General features: G+C 72.1%; 2 protein-coding genes. Both read left to right on the top strand.

The window, feature by feature from the left end:
- Positions 1 to 566: DeoR family transcriptional regulator (locus AB0B91_RS66230; protein WP_358343292.1), on the top strand; the 566-nt coding region annotated here is incomplete at its 5' end.
- Positions 567 to 740: 174 nt separating this feature from the next.
- The coding region (locus AB0B91_RS66225) for a sporulation protein (protein WP_358343290.1) at positions 741 to 1,217 on the top strand (477 nt) is incomplete at its 3' end.

Here is a 1,217-nt window from a genome sequence, read left to right as displayed (position 1 = left end):
CGAAGTCGGTCCGCCAGCAGGCCGAGAAGCGGGCCATCGCCGAGCGGGCCGCCGCCCTCGTCGAGCCCGGCATGGCCGTCGCGCTCTCCGCCGGCACCACGACCGCCGCGCTGGCCACCCTGCTCGCCGACGTACGCGGCCTGACCGTGGTGACCAACTCGATCCCCGTCGCCGACGCCCTGCACCAGCACCCCCGCGCCGACCGGACGGTCGTGCTGACCGGCGGCATCCGTACCCCGTCGGACGCCCTCACCGGCCCGGTGGCCGAGGCGGCGATCGGCTCCCTCAACGTCGACGTGCTCTTCCTCGGCGTGCACGGCATGAGCCCGCGTACGGGGTTCACCACGCCGAACCTGCTGGAGGCGGGGACGAACCGGTGCCTGATCGAGGCGTCGCGGCGGCTGGTGGTGCTGGCCGACCACACCAAGTGGGAGACCGTCGGGATGGCCACCATCGCCCCGCTCTCCGCAGCCGACGTGCTCGTCACCGACGCGGGCCTGCCCGCCCAGGCGCGCGCTCAGCTCGCCGACCAGGTGGGCGAACTGGTCGTCGTCGAGGGCGGCTGACCGGTGTCTACCGCCGTACGGGGCGTGACCCTCAGCCCGTGTCCTGGCGCGGGCCGGACGTCTCCACGTCGGACGGCGGCCTTCACAGGCACTTCACAGCGCCCACGGATAGGGTCCCGGGAAGTCAGCGACCGGCTCCAGGGTGGAGCGCGGTGTCTTTGCGCGGGAGTTCAGATGGTCTTCAAGAAGATGTTGAGCGCGTTCGGCGTGGGCGGGCCGAGCGTCGACACCGTCCTGACCAACCCGAACACCCGGCCCGGCCTGACCCTCGAGGGGCAGGTGAACCTGCTCGGCGGCGACGCGCCGGCCAACATCGAGCAGGTCGTCGTCGGCCTGGTCACCCGGGTCGAGATCGAGGGCCACGACACGGAGTACGCCGGGGTCATGGAGTTCCACCGGCTGCCGGTCAGCGGCCCGCTCCAGCTCGCCGCGAAGCAGCAGCTCGCCATTCCGTTCCAGCTCCCGATGCCGTGGGAGACGCCGATCACCGACGTCTACGGTCAGCGGCTGCGCGGCATGACGATGGGCCTGCGTACCGAGCTGGCCATCGCCCGGGCGGTGGACAAGGGCGACCTGGACCAGGTCAACGTGCACCCGCTGCCGGTGCACGAGCGGATCCTGGAGGCGTTCCAGCGGCTCGGCTTCCGGTTC

This window comes from Nonomuraea sp. NPDC049141, from assembly GCF_040648415.1.
GTDB lineage: Bacteria > Actinomycetota > Actinomycetes > Streptosporangiales > Streptosporangiaceae > Nonomuraea.
The sequence above is the reverse complement of the archived record's forward strand: the minus strand, read 5'-3'. Positions and strand labels throughout refer to the sequence as shown.